This is a genomic window from Bdellovibrio sp. HCB337 (genome assembly GCF_047302465.1).
Classification (GTDB): domain Bacteria; phylum Bdellovibrionota; class Bdellovibrionia; order Bdellovibrionales; family Bdellovibrionaceae; genus JACMRP01.
This window is the reverse complement of record NZ_CP178621.1, coordinates 2168152-2186957: the sequence shown is the minus strand read 5'-3', so window position 1 is coordinate 2186957 and position 18806 is coordinate 2168152. Positions and strand designations below refer to the sequence as shown.

Below are 18806 nucleotides of genomic sequence, written 5' to 3'. Positions count from 1 at the left end.
GCCTCACAAACCGGAGGCGCTTATGTTTCAGACAATCAACCCAGCCACGGGTGAAGTGGTTAAAACTTACCACCATCTGACTCCGTCACAAATAGACACTGTCGTTCAAAAAGCCTCACAAAGTTTTAAGATCTGGAAAGATACACCGATCGAACGCAGATCCGAAGTGTTGAAACAACTTGCGACCAATTTGCGGGAATACAAACGAGATCTCGCAAATCAAATGACCCTCGAGATGGGGAAAAGTGTTGATGACGGCATCGCAGAAATCGAAAAGTGCGCGGCGGCTTGTGATTACTTCTCAGAAAAAGGCCCTGATTTTTTAAAAACTCAGATCACGCCTGCGAATTATGCCGAGAGCGAAATTCGTTTTGAACCCATGGGTTTGATTTTTTCAATCATGCCGTGGAATTTTCCATTCTGGCAGTTTATCCGTTTCGCGGCGCCATCGATCATGATCGGCAATGTGATTCTTCTGAAACACGCGGACCTGACTGCCGGTTGCGGGGAAAAGATCGAAGAGATTTGCAAAAACATCTTCAGCGAACAGATTATATTTAATTTGCATGTTGATCATGCCGAGGCCGCGCGTCTGATGCAAAGACCTGAAGTTCGGGGAGTGACTTTTACAGGCAGCACGCAGGGCGGGCGCGAGGTTGCAAAGGCAGCGGCCGAGGGGCTTAAGAAAACCGTTCTTGAGCTTGGTGGCAGTGATGCCTACGTCATTTTACCAGACGCCAATATCGATAAAGCCGCAAAGACTTGCGCAAAAGGGCGCATGATCAACAACGGGCAAAGCTGTATTGCTGCGAAAAGATTTATTGCCCACAAAGACGTTTTTGAAGGCTTCGTGCAAAAAATGAAAACGGAATTGGAAGCTTTCAAAACAGCACCCCTGGCGCATCAAAAGTTTCAGACGCAGTTGCAAAAACAGGTCGAGAAGTTGCAAAACGCGGGTGGCAAAGTTCTCTTGGGTGGTCGCATTCCTCAGGGGGTGGGTGCTTTTTATCCTCCGACCTTGATGGTTTTTGAGAAAAATCACCCAGCAATTCATCAAGAAGAGCTCTTTGGTCCCGTAGCTATGGTGATTCGCGCCGAGAGCGTGGATGAGGCCTTTGACATGGCGAACTCCTCTCCGTATGGTCTGGGTGGTGGTGTCTTCTCGGAAAATGTCGAGACCGCCAAGGAACTAGTAGTGAAAAAGATGGATGCCGGATTCGTTGTCGTAAACGACTTTGTAAAATCCGATGCTCGTCTGCCTTTTGGAGGAGTCAAAGACTCTGGTCATGGACGTGAACTTTCAGTCTTTGGCTTTCATGAATTCTGCAATATCAAAACAGTGGCTCGGGGAACTTGATTTGAACGACTGGACGGATTTAGAGCATCAGCTTTGGAAAGAACTCAAAGAAAACGAGCTTCAGGATAAAAAAATCCTCGTCGGTTTTTCGGGCGGGGTCGATTCGCTGGCACTCTTGTGGAGCCTTCATCGCGTGAAGAAAGCAGGCGTAGAGGCCTGTTACGTTCATCACGGAGTCGGGGATAACCAACCTTATCGCGATGCTGCTGAAAGTTTTTGCAAAAAGTTTTGTGAAGAGAAGAGTATTCCATTTCATTCCAGAAAGAACACCGGCCCCGTTCTAAAATCCGAGGCTGATTTGCGTGATTTTCGTCACAGGTCTTTAGAGGAAGTGCGGCTACAAACAAGTTCAAATCTTTTAGCTTTAGCTCATCATCGCGAAGACTTATTGGAAACTCGTTTATTGAGACTCATTCGTGGCACGGGGTCCCAGGGGATTGTGGCGATGCGAATTCTGCAGGCTCCACTTTTTCGTCCTTTTTTAAAAACTTCAAAAAAAGATTTGCAAGAATATCTCGAAAAATTTTCTTTGCAGGCTTTCGAGGATCCTTCGAATCAGGATCTCAATCCTTTTAGAAACTGGCTACGTCAAGAATGGTTAGTGGCTCTCGAAAAAAGGCAAGAGGGATCTGTAAACAGTCTAGGGCGTTCTCTTGAGATTTTAGCAGACAGTCTCGAAGAAAAAGGTCTTCCAGAGGGAATTTTTCAAGATAATTTTATGTCCCGACCTCATTATTTGGCTCTGTCTAAAACTCAACAAAAGCAGGCTCTTGCGCAATACATGCTTCGTCAGGGGGCACAGGATTTCTCTCAGTCTCACCTCGAAGAAATACAAAAACGACTGGACATTTCTCAAAAAGAATTCATCTTTAAAGTAGGTGGAATAGACTGGGAAATTAACGCGCAGCAAATCCGGGTCCAGAAATCGAAGTAACATTTCGTTATCAGAGATAAAACAACTCGTAAGCTTGTGACCCCCATTCATCCATGTTAGGCTTTTTAGATATTTCTCAGGAAGGAGAAAAGATGCGATCCACTCAAAAGACTCTGGCCTTGTGGTTCTTCCTTATCATCATGGTGGTGTTTTTCTTTCACGCTTATGAAAATAAACATCAGAAAACGATTCCAGATTTTACGTACTCTAAACTCGTTGATGCTGTTAAGGCAGGCGAAGTTGCAAGTATCACTTTCCGCCAAGAGACCAGCGAGATCTTGGGCGAAATCAAACCTGATTTTGCGAAAAAATATAATGGTGCTACAAACTTTAGCATCGTTGGTAATACTCAAGATGAAGGTTACAAATTCTTCGTTACAAACGGCATAACTCCAAACTACGAGCGTGCTGATACAAATAACTTCTTCCAGTCGTTCTTAGTAAACTGGTTGCCACTTCTTTTGATCGTGGGTCTTTTCTTCTTCATCATGCGCCAAATTCAAGCGGGTGGTGGAAAGGCAATGTCTTTCGGTAAAAGCCGTGCGCGTCTTCTGACTGAGCATAAAAACCGCGTAACTTTCAAAGAAGTTGCGGGTGTTGATGAAGCGAAAGACGATTTGCAAGAAATCGTAAGCTTCTTGAAAGATCCTAAAAAGTACACAAAATTGGGTGGTCGTATCCCTAAGGGTGTATTGCTTGTGGGCTCTCCAGGAACTGGTAAAACCTTGCTTGCGCGCGCAGTTGCGGGTGAGGCGGGTGTGCCATTCTTTACAATCTCTGGTTCTGACTTCGTTGAAATGTTCGTGGGTGTCGGTGCAAGCCGCGTTCGTGATTTGTTTGAACAAGGTAAGAAGAACGCTCCTTGCTTGATCTTCATCGATGAGATCGATGCGGTTGGACGTCATCGTGGTGCTGGTATGGGTGGTGGTCACGATGAGCGTGAGCAAACTCTGAATCAGCTTCTTGTTGAGATGGATGGTTTTGAATCTACTGAAGGTGTAATCTTGATCGCAGCGACAAATCGTCCTGACGTATTGGATCCAGCACTTCTTCGTCCAGGTCGTTTCGACCGCCGCGTAGTTGTGAATAAGCCTGACTTAAAAGGTCGCGAACAGATCTTGAGCGTACATATGAAGAAAACGCCTCTTGGTCCTGACGTAGATGCTTCTAAGATCGCTCGTGGAACTCCAGGGTTCTCGGGTGCGGATTTAGAAAATCTTGTGAACGAAGCGGCTCTTGTGGCGGCTCGTACTGACAAGAAGTACTTAGAAAACGAAGATTTTGAAAAAGCTAAAGACAAAGTCATGATGGGTGCTGAAAGAAAATCCATGGTGATTTCTGAAGAAGACAAGAAGATGACTGCTTATCATGAAGCTGGTCATACACTTGTAAACGTTAAAATCCCGGGCTTGGATCCAATCCATAAAGTGACGATCATTCCTCGTGGAATGGCACTTGGTTTGACTCAGACATTGCCTGAGAAAGACACTGTCAGCTTCTCAAAATCTCAAGCTGAAAACTGGATTGCGTTCGCATTCGGTGGTCGTGCTGCGGAAGAGTTGATTTACAAAGACTACACAGCAGGTGCTGCGAATGATATCGAGCGCGCGACTCAGATCGCCCGTCGCATGGTTTGCGAATGGGGTATGAGTGAGAAGCTTGGACCTTTGGCTTATGAAAAACGTGAAGGTCCTGTGTTCTTGGGATTGCAAAATGGTCACACGTCTAAGGATTACTCTGAGTCGAAAGCTGAAGAGATCGATGCCGAAGTTTCTCGTATTATCAACGAGGGCTACGTAAAGGCCTTGAACATTCTTAAAGAGAACAAAGACGCTTTGGAGCGCTTAACTCAAGCATTGCTAGAGTATGAAACGATCGATGGTCACGAAGTTATGATGCTTGTAAATGGAGCATCAGTGAGTGAGATCGAAAAGGTTCGTACTAACAAAAAAGACGGCGGTCTAGGTATTGCGGCTGCAGCAGCGGCGGCAGATAAGAAACCAGCCGGAGATCCAATGGGCAATACTGGCCCTGTGACAATCTAAACCCAGCATGCTAGAGTGATTGGGTGTTTCAGCAGTTTGTAGATAACTTAATTTTTATCGTTTCCCACCTCCGAATCCAGGATCTGATCGACATGATCCTGGTTTGGATGGTGGTGTATCGCATTTTGGTGCTCATCAAACGCACCGGTACTATTCAAATGCTTTCGGGCCTGGGTGTTCTTGCGATTGGCTACATCCTGAGTATTTGGCTCGAGCTATTCACCTTCAATTGGCTTCTTGAAAAATTCTTCTCTAATTTGTTTGTTATCGTGGTGATTCTGTTCCAGGCCGAGATCCGTCGTGCTTTGGCTCATATCGGAAGCAATCCGTTTTTTACAGATGCCTCTGCCGCTCAGGAAACCCATGTGATTGAAGAGATCGCAAAAGGGATCATTGCCTCAGCACAAAAAGGCTACGGCGCTTTGATCGTGATCGAGCGTGAAATCGTTATTGATTACCACATCGAATTTGGTACGGAGATCGACGCGAAGGTTTCTTCGGAGTTGATTTGTTCAATCTTCCATCCATCAAGCCCTATGCACGATGGGGCGCTTTTGATTCGTGCCGATAAGATCCACTCTGCGGGCTGTTTCTTGCCACTGAGCAAGAACCCTGCCTTGGATAAGAACTTAGGAACCCGCCACCGTGCTGCGATTGGTTTGACCGAGGAAACTGATGCCTTGGTCTTTGTGGTGAGTGAAGAGAATAAATCCATCGGGATCGTTCAAGGGGGCCATTTGACCCCGAACGCAGAGCTTGGCGACATTCGTAAGCTTCTTTACGAGACTTACGGTCTTAAATACAAGGCCTTCCAGCAAGGGGAGGCTTCGACATGATGAAAAAGCCTTGGACCTCTTATGTGACCGAGAATTTCAGCTATAAGATGGTGGCCCTGTTTATTTCGTTAATTTTGTGGCTTACCATCCTTGGTCGCCGTGACTTTGTCTTGAGCAAAAAGATCGATATCGAGCTTCAAACATCGCCTCAGCAGGTGGTGGTAGCGCAGACCGCGGACAACATCCGTGTGAAAGTTTCAGGCCCCCGAGCAGCCCTTAAAAAATTCATGGACAATCCCCAGACCCAGAGTATTCTCATTGATATTTCAGAGCGGGGAAGCGGGGTTTTGGATATCGACGTGCCTCTTAACAAGATCGATGTTCCTATGGGAGTTCGTATCTTGGGAGTGCGCCCTAATATGATTCGCGCCGAGGTTTCAACCAAGGCCGAGCCTAAACCGACAGCGACTCCTGCTGCTGGAAAATAGATCATCAAAATTGAATTTGGATTTTAGATATTTTTAGAATTGGGAATTGAGATGTCTGATAAAAGCACTCGCCTTTTTGGTACTGATGGAATTCGCGGAACTGCCAACCAGTTTCCTATGACTCCGGATATCGTTTTAAGAGTAGGACAAGCCGTGGGACACCTTTTGCAAAAGCAAGAGCGCCCGGGGGCTTCCTCGATTCGTAAAGTGGTGATTGGAAAAGACACGCGTCTTTCCGGTTATATGATCGAGCAGGCTTTATCGTCTGGTTTGAACTCTATGGGGGTTCATGTTCAGCTCGTCGGTCCACTTCCAACTCCAGGCATTGGTTATTTAGCGCGTACAATGCGCGCGGATGCGGGGATCGTAATCTCTGCTTCTCATAATGCTTTCCAAGACAACGGGATTAAAATCTTCGGGCCAGATGGCTACAAGATCGCCGATGAAATGGAGCGCGAAATTGAGCGTCTGGTCATGCATGATGATCTAACTCGTTTCTTACCTCATTCTCGCGAAGTCGGTCGTACAAAGCGTATTGAAGATGCGCAAGGCCGCTACATTGTTTATGTGAAATCAACATTCCCTCTTGAGCACACTTTGGATGGTCTTCGTATCGTTCTAGATACCGCTCATGGCGCGGCTTACAAGGTAGCTCCGGCTGTGTTCTCGGAACTCGGTGCTGAAGTTATCCAGTTAGGGGATGAGCCAAACGGTATTAACATCAATGACAAAGTGGGTGCATTGTATCCAGCGAAATTAGCTGAAGCGGTTGTTCAATACCGCGCTGATGTTGGAATCAGTCTTGATGGTGATGCGGATCGCGTGATCATGGTCGATGAAAAAGGCCAAGTGATGAACGGGGATCATATTTTGGCGATCTGTGCTTTGCAGATGAAACAAAATGGCTTGCTTAAGAAAGACACTTTAGTTGCAACTCAAATGAGTAACTTCGGGCTTGAAAAGAAAATGAACGAGCACGGAATTAAGTTTGTAAAAGTTGGCGTTGGCGATAAGTACGTCGTCGAAGAAATGCGTAAAAACGGTTACAATTTGGGTGGCGAGCAATCTGGTCACATCATCTTCCTAGATCAATCTACGACGGGTGATGGCTGTGTTGCGGCTCTCAGTGTCTTGGGCGTGATGAAGCAAACTGGAAAAAAAGCCAGTGATCTGAATCATGTTTTTGAAGATGTGCCTCAGGTTTTGATCAATTGCCGAGTGAAAAAACGCACGGAGCTTTCTGAAATCAAAGGCTATGCAGAGCTTATTCAAGACATCGAAAAGAAACTCAATGGCGATGGTCGCTTATTCGTTAGATATTCTGGAACCGAGCCACTTCTAAGAATTTTGGTAGAAGGTCCGAATAAAGTAAAAATCAACGAATACGCTGAGAAAATCGCAGCCTTCTTGGAAAAGGAACTTAGTTAATGAAAAATCACATCCGTTTGGGCGTGAACGTTGATCACGTGGCGACTCTTCGTCAAGTGAGAGGCGGCACTACGCCTTATCCTAGCGTTCTTGATATGGTTAGAAAATCTGTTAAAGGTGGCGCTGAACAAATCACGATTCACTTGCGTGAAGACCGTCGTCACATTCAATTGCATGACTTGGTTTTGCTCTCTAAAAAATGTCCTGTGGATTTGAATCTTGAGATGGCAGCAACTGACGATATGGTTCGTCTTGCCCGCAAATACAAGCCTGAATGGGTTTGCTTGGTTCCTGAGAAGCGCGCCGAGCTTACAACTGAAGGTGGCCTCAATGTCGCTAAAGGCTTCCGTAAAATGAAGCCAATGGTTGAAAAGATGCAAATGCGTGGGATTGAGATCTCGATGTTTATCGAGCCTTCCTTAGAGCAAGTTGAAGCCAGCTACAAAATCGGTGCAGACGCTGTTGAATTCCATACGGGTCACTGGGTGCTCTTAAAAGGTGCTAAAAAAGAAAAAGAGTGGCAACGCTTGGTAAATGCCGCGCACTTGGCGCATGCTTCGGGACTTCGTGTACATGCAGGCCATGGTTTGGATTATCATCACGCAAAACTCATTCGTAAGCTTCCATATCTTCAAGAAGTAAATATCGGCCACTCATTGGTTTGTTATGCACTTGAAGATGGTCTTGAAGCATCTGTTCGTAAAATGAAGAAAGTCCTAAAAGGTTCATAATTCTGTGACTGGGTTTAAGCTTTATAAGCAGTTTAAAACGACTTCGCCAAAAGAGCTTGAGCCCATCGTTCTAGAGCTGCGCAAGCTCTTTAAAGATCGCACGATCTTGTTGCTGGAAGGGCCAGTGGGTGCGGGTAAAACCGAGCTTGTGAAGGCTCTCACCCGCAGTCTGGGGATTGACGAAACAGCATCTCCGTCCTTTGCAATTCATCATCATTACGCTAGCGACAGCGTGAGTATGGACCATGTGGACCTTTATCGTCTTGAAAGTGAAGACGATTTAGAAAGCACCGGTTTTTGGGATTTGTTTGGCGCTAAAAAAGGCCTTGTTGTGATCGAATGGTCTGACAGGCTTAATCAGGATTTGTTGCCGCTCAATTGGTTTAAAATAAAAATACAAATCGAGAAGCTTGCGGCCACCAACGAGCGAAATCTGTCTATTTGGCAATCTTAAGCTGCAGCTTTAGGGGCTGAAGATTTTAGGATTCTTTGTGAGAGATCCTTAGCAACACCTTCAGTAAATTGCAGAACGTTTTTATTGTAACTGGATTTTTCTCCGAATCCCATAAGCATGCCCACTACTAAATCACCATCCATTAACGGAACAAGTGTGACGTGGTCGGGGATTTGTCCGTGATTCCAGGACTCAAAGAACGACTCATTCAAATCATTTACTGTCACAAAACCGTGATAAGGTTTTTGTGTGCCAGTTACAATTTTAAAAATACTTGGAGTTTTAAGATTAAACTCGGCCGTCTGTGGAGTAAGGCCTTCAAAGTTTTCATCCCAAACGATAGGTTTAATCACGCGGTCTTTATCGCCAATAGCAAGAAGCATCGACTTTTTAAAGAAAGTTCTAAGGCGTTGGAAACTTGCGATCGTTTCTTTATCGAAGGTGCCTTGACCCTGTTTGCGAAGCTTCTCAAGCAAGTAGGCGGCAGCTCCGGCAGGAGATGTCGTAGGCTTTATAGGAGCTTGAGGAAAGTCTCCAGCAGGGGCTTGTCCCAATGGTGAAATCGTTTTTTTGTTCTGCATTGGAACTTCGTGATCTTCGATCTCTTCAAGGTCATCGATCTTAGTTTTATCGCCAAGACCTTCAAGTTCCATATTCAGAATAGGCGCAGAAGTGCGAGGTCCTTTTCTAGGTGCAGCCGCTGGAGCTGCCGCAACCGGAACTTCTTCAGGAGCTGGTGGAAGTACTATTTCACCAGAATCTTCCACGACAATTGCAACATCTTCTGATTGCGGTGCGAGAGATACTTTTGCAAGACCAGCAAGCGGAGACGGGGAATTGCTATCGCCCAGGAAAAGACCATCCGGAGAACCTCCGGCATCTTCTTCACCCGATAAATCAAGAGGCGCGCTATCTTCTTCGCTTGAAGACTCTTCTGAGATTTCCTCAGAGCCTTCTTCAGACTCTTCAGAACCGCTGTCTTGTAATACAAGTTCGCCGTCTGCGCCAAAGAAGTTATCGCTTTTTACTTCGTCAGAGGCAACGCTCGCTGCAAGTGAAGACATGTCGGCAAAATCAGAGCCATTCACGTTAGCCACTTGTGCTTTTTCAGATTTTTGATAAATCGCCCAAGTCTTTTCTAAAACTTCCGGAGAAGTCAGGACAAAGATTGTTGGATTGGTATTTTGATAATTTGCCGGAACTTCCAAGCAGGCGATAATCAAAGCGCCATCCCATTCAGCAATCGGCATGCACTCGACAGACCAGTTATAGATCTTCTGCCAAACTTTAAAGAACTCTTTTTTAGGCTGATGGATTTGGAAGTACTTTTCAGATAAGACAGGAAGTTGATAACTTTCCTTCGCCCAATCTAAGTACTCTTTAACAGGAACCATTTTTGATCGTAAACAAAACAGCAAAAGAGAAATGTTGCTAGAATCTTTCGAGTGAAGATTCTCTGCATTTTTGATGGATGCCTTAAATTTTTCCTGCCAATTCACTTTAGTCATCATTTGATTTATCGGCCTAAGTGGTGAAATTCCTTATGGCTTTGCCTCAAAAAGCTAGAAAGCGAGAGGTCTAGTTTTACCTCTTTCGGGGGAAGTGTCGAAAAGATGGTGGGTTTCTGAAACTTCTTGCTCCCAAAGTTCTCGAATTGGGACAAGGTACTGTTGCCTAGAGGGCACCGGATATTGAATGGGATTATGTAACTGGACTAGGTCGAGGCCTGTTTGATGGTTATGATAGAACAAGAACATCCATTTCCAAGGATATGCAAAAGTGAAGTCTTTCAAATCTGTCTCTTTATTTTTGTCTTCTATCGTTCTTATTTTTACTGCCTGCACCTCTTCAAAAGATAAATCCTCCGAGACTCCTCAGGTTTCTGAAGTCGTTGTTTATCCAGAGTCAGATGATGTTGCTTATGACGACTACTTAAAACTTTTAGGAAACCCGAAATCATTTCATCGAAGAACGGTCGCGCAAGCGCCAGCGCTGCCAAAGGGCTACGAAGCTGGAAAAGTTTTTTCTGTCATTACAGATCCTACGATTCTTCAACTGATCGAGCGAAAAGGTATAAATTTCCCCTCTCATCTTGAGGTCGGTTACATTCCTGATATCACAGCTGGAGATCTGTTAGATCGATCAAAGGAATATGCTTCGATGGTGGAAGTTTTAAACACCGACTTAAATGATCTTATGAAGGAAGAGCAAACCAAGCGTGGAGCAAAGAGTGTCGGTGTTGGGATCCGCTACTCAAATCGTATCTTTGATCAAAACTGGTTCCGCTCAAAGATGGCAAGTTATCAATTGATCGGGATCATGAATCGCTTAGATCGCGTTTCGATGATTCCAAATTCTTGTGGTGAGCTTCGTTTTGTCTATCGCTTGGGTTATGATCAAGGCAAAAAAGGAATTCAATCCCGACTTCCGCTGACAGTTTTGGTAAAATACCAAATCCCTGGAAAATCAAAACCGATCAGCGAGTGGAATCTGTGTAAACGCATGGTCACTCATTGGACATATCCTCAGGTGTCTAATGCTGATGAGCTGGTAGACTGGATGATTTCAGAGCAGGGGCCGCTTGCGTCTCAGTTCACTCGTCCAAATCTGCTTCATTCTTTAGAGGTCAATCTTCAGGCCTTCCGTATTCCATCAACAATGCGCCCAGAATTAGGCGGACATGGTAGTTATCTCTTAAGAGTATTTAAACCCATCGATGGAGTTCTAAAGCCGGCACCTTTAGAAAACACGCCAGACGTCAAACGCATTCTTGAGACTCCAGAGCTTCATGCAAAACTGAAAGCCTTGATGAAAGACCCAAAGATCCTTGGCCGTATCGAGCAGGGGATTTGGATTATGCCCGAAGAGTTCTTGGCAACACGAGCGTATTCGTTCTCTCCGATGGGACTTAGCCGTCAAGACAATCGTCTTTTCACTCAGCTCTTAACGGCAGAGGATTTTGTCCCAGGATACTTCAATGCAAATCGCCGTTTCGTAAGAAGTCCCGAGGCTGCAATTATTCGTTTGAATGACCTTTCTTGCGTTGGTTGTCATCAGGGGCGAGCAACGGCGGGTTTCCACTTTGTCGGTGTCGATCGAGAAGAAACTCACGCGTTTAACTCTTTGATCTTCCCGGGTTCTGGACATTTTCAGTTGGAACTAAAACGTCGCCAAACGTACTTAGAGCGTGTTCAGAAAAACCTGGTTCCAGACCCAGGCAGAGACTTCTCGTTTGCACCACCTGAAAAAGAAAAATCAGGCATGAATCACTTCTGCGGACTATCGGGAAGTGTGGCGTTCGCTCGTTGGCAGTGTGAGGAGGGATTCCAGTGTGTGCAGACAGATCGTCCTTCAGCACCGACAGAGCTTGGCAGATGTTTGCCAAAGAAACTGACAGCAGGTGCTCCGTGTGTTGTGGGTGATGTTTCTCAGGCTGCGAACAATAAAGATGCTTTGATGAACACCAAACAACTAGCGTGTGGTGATGGTAAAAAGCACTATCGTTGTTCTGAAGTGAAAGGCGGATTTCCGTCTGGAATGTGCGGAACTAATTGCAGTGGTTTGAATCCGCTAGAAGTTTGTGCACATGTGGCCGGTGCGAATTTCACAAACTGTGTTGGTACTGGAAAGCCATTTGAACAATGTTTAGATGACTCTGTGAAGTCGGGTCGTGGTCTTTGCAATGATGATTACTCATGCCGAAATGACTACATCTGCGCAAAAACTTACGGCGGAAACGGCAACTGTACTCCAAGCTATTTCATGTTCCAGCTTCGTTTAGATGGGCATCCAAATCCACTCTAAATAAGGGCGAAAAACCTGATATGCCGCCTTAACCAGGCCCTAAATAAACTCCTGACGGGAGAATATGAGGGGCCTTCTGTATTTTTTACCCCTTACAGATCTACAAAAGCTCGTAAAGCCCCATTAAGCCGATGCAAAAGGGCCTAAAAAACGGGCTCTAAACTATTAAGATCTTAAATGTTTTCAAGAATTTAAGGTTGTGGTAATGTGCGCCACTCTATGAACGATATCGGCAACTACTATTCTCTCAAGGCCAATTACTTTGATCACAACGCCACAACACCAGTGAGCGAAGACGTGATCAATGCGGCTCCAGAATTTTTGCGAGCTTGGGGAAACCCAAGTTCCATTCATTGGGGCGGTCGTCAGCCGAAAAATATTTTGCGTGATACACGCAATACTTTAGCAAAACATCTTCACTGCAGTCCTTTGGAAATTGTTTTTACTTCCGGAGGCTCTGAATCTAATAACACCATCATCAAAGGTGTTTTCGATTATTATCAAAGTACGAAATTTTTAAAACCAGAACTAGCGCGCAGAACTCACTATATGTGTTCTGAGGTCGAGCATCCTAGCGTGATTAAGACCATGACTCACTTGCAGTCATTGGGCGCACGCGTGGACTTCATCCCTGTTAGCCGCAAAGGCGAGATCGATCTTAAGTTCTACCGTAAACATGTAACTGAAGAAACAGCTCTAGTTTCTGTGATGTATGCCAATAATGAAACGGGAACGATCTTCCCAATTCAAGAGATGGCAAAGATCGCGCACGAAAAAGGTGCTTTGTTTCACACAGACTCAGTTCAAGCATTTGGGAAGATTTCTGTGAACCTGAACGAACTCGGTGTTGATTTCGCATCGTTCTCTGGACACAAGTTTTATTCCGTGAAGGGCTCAGGATTTTTCTTTACTAAGAAAAATTCAAACTTCACATCGCTGATTCACGGTGGCGGCCAAGAACGTCATCGTCGTGGCGGAACCGAGAATGTTTTTGGAATCGCATGCCTTGGTGTTATGGCCGAGAAGTTACCTGAAGTTGCTGGGCATGGTGCTGAGCTTGAGAAACTTCGTGACCACATGGAAGCGCGCATTCTTTCTGAAATCACTGATGCGACACTGACTGCGGGTGAAAGTCCGCGTCTGCCAAACACGTCGAGCCTTGTGATTAAGGGTGTGGATGGCGAGACCATGTTGATGAGTATGGATATCAAAGGCTATGCGGTCAGCACTGGTGCTGCATGCAGTAGCGGAAATCCGGAACCAAGTCCTGTATTGCTTGCGATGGGACTTAGCCGTCAAGAAGCGCAGAACAGTCTGCGTGTCAGTCTTGGCTGGTCGAATACTCTTGAGCAAGTAGATGCCTTTGTTGATACGTTGAAAGCTGTAGTTGATAGACTTCGCGCTATTGAGGCCGAGTCAGAGGTGAACCGTCATGTCTAAAGGACGCGTTTTAGTTGCAATGAGTGGTGGTGTGGATAGTTCTGTTGCTGCCGCTCTTTTGAAAGAACAAGGTTATGAAGTTGTCGGTGCGACGATGCAGGTGTGGGATTACACATCTTGTGATATCGAAGAAGGCAACGGGACCTGCTGTTCTAGTATAGATGTGGACGATGCCCGTGATGTAGCGGATCGTCTTGGTATTCCATTTTATGTTTTAAACTGCGAAGCAAAATTCCGTGCTGCGGTTATTGATCCTTTCTTAAAAGCATACTTGGACGGACAAACTCCGCTTCCTTGTGTGAACTGCAATACTTACCTTAAGTTTGATCACTTGGTTCGAAAAATGAAAGAACTTGAGTGTGATTACTTAGCGACAGGTCACTATGCTCAGATCGTCAAAGATGTTGAAGGCCGTGCTCATATCGAAACCAGTACTGATGACTGGAAAGATCAAACGTACTTCTTGTTCACCATTGATCCAGAAATCGTGCCAAAGCTTCTTTTCCCAATCGGGCACATGAAAAAGCCTGAAGTGCGTGCGTATGCTGAAAAAGTGGGTTTATTGAACGCTCGTAAAAAAGACTCTGTGGGAATCTGTTTTGTCGGTAATCAAGGTTACGATAACTTTATCGCAAGCCAAGTCGACAAAAGCATCCTTGATACAAAAAAAGGACTTCTAAAGCGTTACCCAAATGGGGAAGTAATGGGTCGTCATCAAGGCATTCATACTTTCACCATTGGTCAAAGTAAGGGCTTAGGTCTTGATCATCACGAGAAAATGTTTGTTCTTAAAATCGATGCTGATACCAACACGGTGTGGATCGGTGATGAACAATACTTGTTCTCGGAAGAAGTGCGCGTGATTGAGCCGAAACTATTGTCTGATGTGAAAGACGGAGAGCTCATGAATGTGAAGATCCGTTATTCTACAAAAGGCTATCCTGCACGCGTTTACAAAACGGATGAAGGCTTTAATGTGAAATTTGAACAACCGCAACGGGCTGTGACTCCGGGCCAAGCGGCTGTGTTTTATCGTGACAAAGAATTAGTGGGAGGCGGATGGATCACACTGTAGATAACTCTATGAAATTCCAGGTCCATACTTTCGGTTGTAAGGTCAATACTTACGACACAGGCCTTTTGCAGAAGAATCTGCAAAACAACGGCTTTACCTATCAAAACGGTGACCCGCGTATTCACGTGCTCAACACGTGCGCAGTCACGGCGGAAGCGACTAAAGAAGCCGTCAGATATATTCGTCGTCTAAAAGTACGCGATCCGTTTTGCACAGTGGTTGTAACTGGTTGTGCAGCACAAGTGGATACCGGTGCTTTTGAGAATCTTCCTGGAGCTGATCTAGTTGTAGCGAACTCGCACAAAGGTCAGTTGCCCGAGCTTCTCAATAAACATTTTAAGGGTGAGCTTACAGAAAAAGTATTTAAGTCTAACATCTTCAAAAAAGAAGATCTTGAGATGGGTGGCGGGATCGAGAAGTCCCACACTAGAACTTTCTTAAAGATTCAAGATGGCTGTAACAGCTTCTGCACTTACTGCATTATTCCTTATGCTCGTGGTAAGTCGCGCAGTATCCCCATCGCGGACCTTGTAGGTCGTGTAAATGATCTTTATGCCGAAGGCATTCGTGAGGTTGTTCTTACAGGTGTTCATATTGGTGATTACGAAGATGAGATCCGTGGCCAGAAGATGGTGATGGAAGATCTGTTAGAGCACTTGGTTGCAAAAACCAAGATGCCTCGCTTTAGATTATCCTCGTTGGAACCTGTGGAGCTTAGCGAACGTCTTTTGGATATCTATCAAGATTCTAAAATGTGTCCTCACTTCCATATGAGCATTCAAAGTGCGAATACGGATGTGCTTGATAAGATGAAGCGCAAATATACTCAAAACGATGTGATGCATGCTCTGAACCAAATCCAGAAGCGTGTGAAGAACGCGTTTGTGGGTATGGACGTGATCGTGGGCTTCCCAACAGAAACTCATGAACAATTTGAAGATACTTATCTGACGTTGGCGGATCTTCCTTGGACGAAGATTCACGTATTCCCTTATAGCGAACGTCAAGGCACTCGTGCTGTGACTTATCCAGAAACAGTACCATTGCAAGAGCGCCAAAGACGTGCGGCACGTTTGCGTGAGCTTAGCATCCATCGCTATGAGACTTTGGCTAAAGCTCAGGTAGGCGACAATAAGAAGGTCTTGGTTCTGAAAAACGCGGCAAAAGGTGGTCACTCATTAAGTCGTGACTACTGGCCGGTGGAAATTATCGGTGCGGAAGAGTTTATCTCTCACTGGACGGGGCAAGAAGTGGACGTAAAGATTTTGAAGTACGACCACTCTAATAAAAACCGCATGGAAGGTCATTTGATCGGGGAGATCCTGACGTGACCGAATTAGAAACGAAATTACAGATTAAGTTTAAGAATGAAAGTCTTATTGCGCGCGCAATGACTCATAAAAGCTTTGCCCACGAACTTCGCGGCAAGCTTGAGCACAATGAAAAGCTCGAATTTTTGGGTGATGCAGTTTTGGATTTGGTTTTAGGCGAATATTTGATGGAACTTTTCCCGGCAGACGGGGAGGGCAGCCTTTCCAAAAAGCGCGCAAGTCTTGTGAACGAAGAAGTCCTTTCAAAGCTTGCTTCAGAATTAGAGCTTTCTAAATTCTTGCAGCTAGGAAAGGGCGAAGCCACGACGGGTGGGGCGCAAAAGCCACGTTTGTTGGGCTCTGCCTATGAAGCGCTTTTAGGGGCAATCTTCCTAGACGGGGGCTTTGACGTGGTTCGTGAGTTTGTCCGTCGCGAATTTACGAAACTGATAGAGGGTCTAGACCCTGCTCAGGATTTTGAAAGAGATTATAAGACTCGTCTGCAAGAGGTCATGCAGCGAGATACAAAAGAGACTCCGGTGTACGAGATTATTAGTGAAGAGGGACCTCCCCACGCAAGAGTATTTACGGTGTGCGTGAGAGTGAAAGAAGTGAATCTTGCAACAGGCACCGGAAAAAGTAAGAAAGCCGCAGAGCAAGCAGCGGCACAAAAAGCATTAGAATTGTTACCGAAGGAGAAGAGTTCATGAGTTATAAAGCGGGATTTTTAGGGTTGATTGGTCAGCCAAATGCGGGAAAGAGCACCCTCATGAACTATCTAGTTCGCGAAAAAGTTTCTATCGTGACAGAGAAGCCTCAAACAACACGTCGTCGTGTGATGGGTGTTTGGAGTACAGACGAAGGACAAATCGTATTTGTCGATGCTCCGGGCGTGATTAAGGCGGATAAAGGTCTTAATAGTTTCCTTGCTCAGGAAGCACAGGACGTAATTAATTCTTCAGACGCAGTTTTGGCAATCGTAAGTGTTGACGAAAAGAACGCTGATGACGCCGAGAAAATCATTAAAATGGTTTCTGGCAGCGGTAAACCTTGGGCGGGTGTTATCACCAAGTCTGATATTCAGGAAAAACAACACCGTATCATGATCCTTAAGAAAATGATCGAAGAGGCTGGCGGTAAAGCTTTCCAAGTAACTGCGAAAGACATGGATGCAGATCCTGAAAATCGCGAAGCTTTGTTGATTGAATTCTTGACCCTATTGCCGGACAGTCCAGCGCCACTTTATGACGTGGAGCTATTTACTCCGCACCAGACTCGTGACTTGGTTGCTGAGATCGTGCGTGAAAAGTGTTTTGAATTCGTTCATCAGGAAATCCCTTTTACAATCGCTGTAAGAATCCTGAAGTACGACGAAGAAGCAAAGCCTTGCCCTAAGATCTATGCTGAGATCTTGGTTGCGAAAGAAAATCACAAGGCGATTGTGATTGGTAAAGGTGCTGAGAATATTAAAAACATCGGCATGAATGCTCGTAAAGAAATCGAAAGCCTTTTAGGTGAGAAAGTCTTCTTAGACCTTAAAGTGAACTTTAAAGAAGACTGGTTCAATAATAAGCGCATCATGCAGGAGCTGGGATATGTCAGAAACAATGAAGAGTGATGAAGTAGCAGGCTCTATGATGGGTGTTCCCAAGGTGGCGATTATTGGTAGACCCAATGTCGGTAAATCCACTTTGTTCAATATCATCACTGAAACTCGTAAAGCCGTCGTAAAAGACCAGGCGGGTGTGACTCGTGATATTATCATTGAACCGGTAGAGGTTTGGGGAAAACAATTCGATCTTATCGATACTGGCGGTATTACTGAAGCCGGCGATTTGTTTTCAAAACTAATTCGCGAGCAGGTTTCAGAATTCTTGCACAGCGTGGATTTCATTATTGCTGTGATGGATGGCCGTGCAGGCCTTTTGCCGGAAGATCGCGATATTATCAAATTTGCTAAGCAAGCAGGTAAGCCATTCTTGTTGGTCATCAACAAGGTCGATAAGGTTGCAGAAGAAGAAATGGCTAAATCGGACTTTTACGAGTTCGGTGTCGACATCGTTTCTGCGTCTTTCGAGCAGCGTCGTGGTCTGTCTGATATTTTGGAATGGATAACAAAACAAATTCCAGAGCGTTCAGACGTCATCACTGAAGGTTTAAGACTGACGATCGTTGGTAAACCGAACGTGGGTAAGAGTTCTTTAAGTAACGCGATCTTGGGTTCAAACCGTATGCTCGTTTCTGACGTTGCGGGAACGACCATTGATTCCGTGGAAACTCCGTTTTATGTGAAAAACAAAAAGTTCATGTTGGTCGATACTGCGGGTCTTCGCAGATCTTCTCGTCGTGAAGAGGATCTAGAGATTATCTCTGCATTTAAGTCTAAAGAGGCTATTCGTCGTGCGGATTTAGTTTTGCTAGTTGTTGATGGCACCATCGGGCCCACAGAGCAGGATGCGAAGATCATGCAAGCGATTCTTGAAGATCACCGTGGTGTGATCTTGGTTGCGAATAAATCAGATCTTGGTCAACAAGATGTTCCTGAATATCGTAAGACCTTCCGTGAACAAGTTGCGCGTACGTTCCACTTTTTTGATGACGTTCCTGTTGTCTTCACAAGCGCTAAGACCGGTCATGGTCTTGGTGATTTGTACGACATGGTCGAGCGCGTAGGTGATAAGCTAACTCAGAAAATTCCAACCGCGGCGTTGAATGATTTCTTCTTCCAAGTAATTCGTAAAGCTCCGGCTCCGGTTTATGGTAATAACAACGTGAAGTTCTATTACTTGACTCAGACTTATCAAAAGCCGCCAGCTTTCATTGCGTTTGCGAATCATCCAGATGGTGTGACAACAGCATATCGTCGTTTCTTGATTAAGAACATCAAACAAGAGTTCGACTTAGTCGGTATTCCTATACGTATCTTCTGTATGAAGAGCCGTAGCGGAAGTGGCAGAGAGTAGC

Annotated in this window: 16 protein-coding genes; 15 read left to right on the top strand and 1 reads right to left on the bottom strand. The window is 45.2% G+C overall.

Annotated features, from left to right (window positions below; all coding sequences use genetic code 11):
* The first annotated feature begins 22 nt into the window (after positions 1-22).
* From ACLWBB_RS10560 to tsaE, 8 genes are all read left to right on the top strand, one after another.
* On the top strand, positions 23-1357 hold the full coding sequence (locus ACLWBB_RS10560; protein WP_413287471.1) for an aldehyde dehydrogenase family protein: 1335 nt from the start codon (positions 23-25) through the stop codon (positions 1355-1357).
* Positions 1287-2291 carry a tRNA lysidine(34) synthetase TilS gene (gene tilS / locus ACLWBB_RS10555; protein ID WP_413287470.1) on the top strand — a complete coding sequence of 335 codons (1005 nt, stop codon included), beginning with the start codon at positions 1287-1289 and terminating at the stop codon, positions 2289-2291. The genes ACLWBB_RS10560 and tilS overlap by 71 nt, the downstream gene beginning before the upstream one ends.
* 92 nt (positions 2292-2383) lie before the next feature.
* On the top strand, positions 2384-4336 hold the full coding sequence (gene ftsH / locus ACLWBB_RS10550) for an ATP-dependent zinc metalloprotease FtsH (protein WP_413287469.1): 1953 nt from the start codon (positions 2384-2386) through the stop codon (positions 4334-4336).
* A 23-nt stretch (positions 4337-4359) separates the two neighbouring features.
* Complete coding sequence (gene cdaA, locus ACLWBB_RS10545; protein WP_413287468.1) at positions 4360-5172, top strand: diadenylate cyclase CdaA; 813 nt, start codon at positions 4360-4362, stop codon at positions 5170-5172.
* Positions 5169-5600 carry a hypothetical protein gene (locus tag ACLWBB_RS10540; protein WP_413287467.1) on the top strand — a complete coding sequence of 144 codons (432 nt, stop codon included), beginning with the start codon at positions 5169-5171 and terminating at the stop codon, positions 5598-5600. The genes cdaA and ACLWBB_RS10540 overlap by 4 nt, the downstream gene beginning before the upstream one ends.
* Positions 5601-5651: 51 nt before the next feature.
* Complete coding sequence (gene glmM / locus ACLWBB_RS10535; protein ID WP_413287465.1) at positions 5652-7028, top strand: phosphoglucosamine mutase; 1377 nt, start codon at positions 5652-5654, stop codon at positions 7026-7028.
* A complete protein-coding gene (locus tag ACLWBB_RS10530) occupies positions 7028-7759 on the top strand; it encodes a pyridoxine 5'-phosphate synthase (RefSeq protein WP_413287464.1) in 732 nt (243 codons plus the stop codon). The genes glmM and ACLWBB_RS10530 overlap by 1 nt, the downstream gene beginning before the upstream one ends.
* Before the next feature lie 4 nt (positions 7760-7763).
* A complete protein-coding gene (tsaE, locus tag ACLWBB_RS10525) occupies positions 7764-8213 on the top strand; it encodes a tRNA (adenosine(37)-N6)-threonylcarbamoyltransferase complex ATPase subunit type 1 TsaE (protein WP_413287463.1) in 450 nt (149 codons plus the stop codon).
* Here the strand turns inward: tsaE and ACLWBB_RS10520 are convergent.
* Positions 8210-9724 carry a hypothetical protein gene (locus ACLWBB_RS10520; protein WP_413287462.1) on the bottom strand — a complete coding sequence of 505 codons (1515 nt, stop codon included), beginning with the start codon at positions 9722-9724 and terminating at the stop codon, positions 8210-8212. The genes tsaE and ACLWBB_RS10520 overlap by 4 nt on opposite strands.
* Positions 9725-9992: 268 nt before the next feature.
* Between ACLWBB_RS10520 and ACLWBB_RS10515 the strand changes: the two genes are divergently transcribed.
* The 7 genes from ACLWBB_RS10515 to der all read left to right on the top strand — a co-directional run bounded on the left by ACLWBB_RS10515 (position 9993) and on the right by der (position 18805).
* Positions 9993-12017 carry a hypothetical protein gene (locus ACLWBB_RS10515; protein ID WP_413287461.1) on the top strand — a complete coding sequence of 675 codons (2025 nt, stop codon included), beginning with the start codon at positions 9993-9995 and terminating at the stop codon, positions 12015-12017.
* 219 nt (positions 12018-12236) lie between these two features.
* Positions 12237-13457, top strand: a complete 1221-nt coding sequence (locus ACLWBB_RS10510; protein WP_413287460.1) for a cysteine desulfurase family protein — start codon at positions 12237-12239, stop codon at positions 13455-13457.
* Complete coding sequence (gene mnmA, locus ACLWBB_RS10505) at positions 13450-14532, top strand: tRNA 2-thiouridine(34) synthase MnmA (RefSeq protein WP_413287459.1); 1083 nt, start codon at positions 13450-13452, stop codon at positions 14530-14532. Before ACLWBB_RS10510 ends, mnmA begins: the two co-directional genes overlap by 8 nt.
* Entirely contained in the window at positions 14517-15863 is a 1347-nt protein-coding gene (gene mtaB, locus ACLWBB_RS10500; protein ID WP_413287458.1) for a tRNA (N(6)-L-threonylcarbamoyladenosine(37)-C(2))-methylthiotransferase MtaB, read from the top strand. Before mnmA ends, mtaB begins: the two co-directional genes overlap by 16 nt.
* Complete coding sequence (gene rnc / locus ACLWBB_RS10495) at positions 15860-16552, top strand: ribonuclease III (protein WP_413287457.1); 693 nt, start codon at positions 15860-15862, stop codon at positions 16550-16552. The genes mtaB and rnc overlap by 4 nt, the downstream gene beginning before the upstream one ends.
* The gene (era, locus tag ACLWBB_RS10490; RefSeq protein WP_413287456.1) at positions 16549-17460 is read left to right on the top strand and encodes a GTPase Era; all 912 of its coding nucleotides are present in this window, start codon (positions 16549-16551) and stop codon (positions 17458-17460) included. The genes rnc and era overlap by 4 nt, the downstream gene beginning before the upstream one ends.
* On the top strand, positions 17438-18805 hold the full coding sequence (gene der, locus ACLWBB_RS10485) for a ribosome biogenesis GTPase Der (protein WP_413287455.1): 1368 nt from the start codon (positions 17438-17440) through the stop codon (positions 18803-18805). The genes era and der overlap by 23 nt, the downstream gene beginning before the upstream one ends.
* Position 18806: the final 1 nt, after the last annotated feature.